At 51.4% G+C, this 531-nt stretch carries 1 pseudogene; it reads left to right on the forward strand.

Going from position 1 to position 531, the window contains the following annotated elements:
• Nucleotides 1-531: pseudogene (locus tag Q0698_RS13270) on the forward strand (sodium transporter); the annotation flags it as partial.

The raw sequence follows: 531 nt of genomic DNA on the forward strand, positions 1-531 counted from the left end.
GGGCCACGAAAAAGACACTAGTGACTATTTCCTTGCCGGGCGCGGTCTGCCCTGGTGGGCCATTGGCGCCAGTTTAATTGCGGCCAATATTTCCGCTGAGCAGATCATCGGCATGTCCGGTTCGGCCTATGTCATGGGCATGGCCATTGCCTCCTACGAATGGATGGCGGCGATTACGCTGATCATTGTGGGTAAATACTTCCTACCCATCTTTTTGAAACACGAAATCTACACCATGCCGCAGTTCCTGGAACAGCGCTATAACCATGCTGTGCGAACGGTGATGGCGGTATTCTGGTTGGGCGTGTATGTGTTCGTTAACCTCACCTCAATTTTATGGTTGGGCGCGTTAGCTATTAATAGTGTGACGGGGCTCGACTTGAATCATGCGCTGATTGTTCTCGCACTCTTCACCGCAGCCTACTCACTGTATGGAGGTCTAAAGGCCGTTGCACTGACCGATATCATCCAAGTCGTGCTATTAATTGCCGGTGGACTGTTTATTGCCTATCTGAGCCTGGATGCGATTGC

This window comes from uncultured Umboniibacter sp., from assembly GCF_947497555.1.
Lineage (GTDB): Bacteria > Pseudomonadota > Gammaproteobacteria > Pseudomonadales > DSM-25080 > Umboniibacter.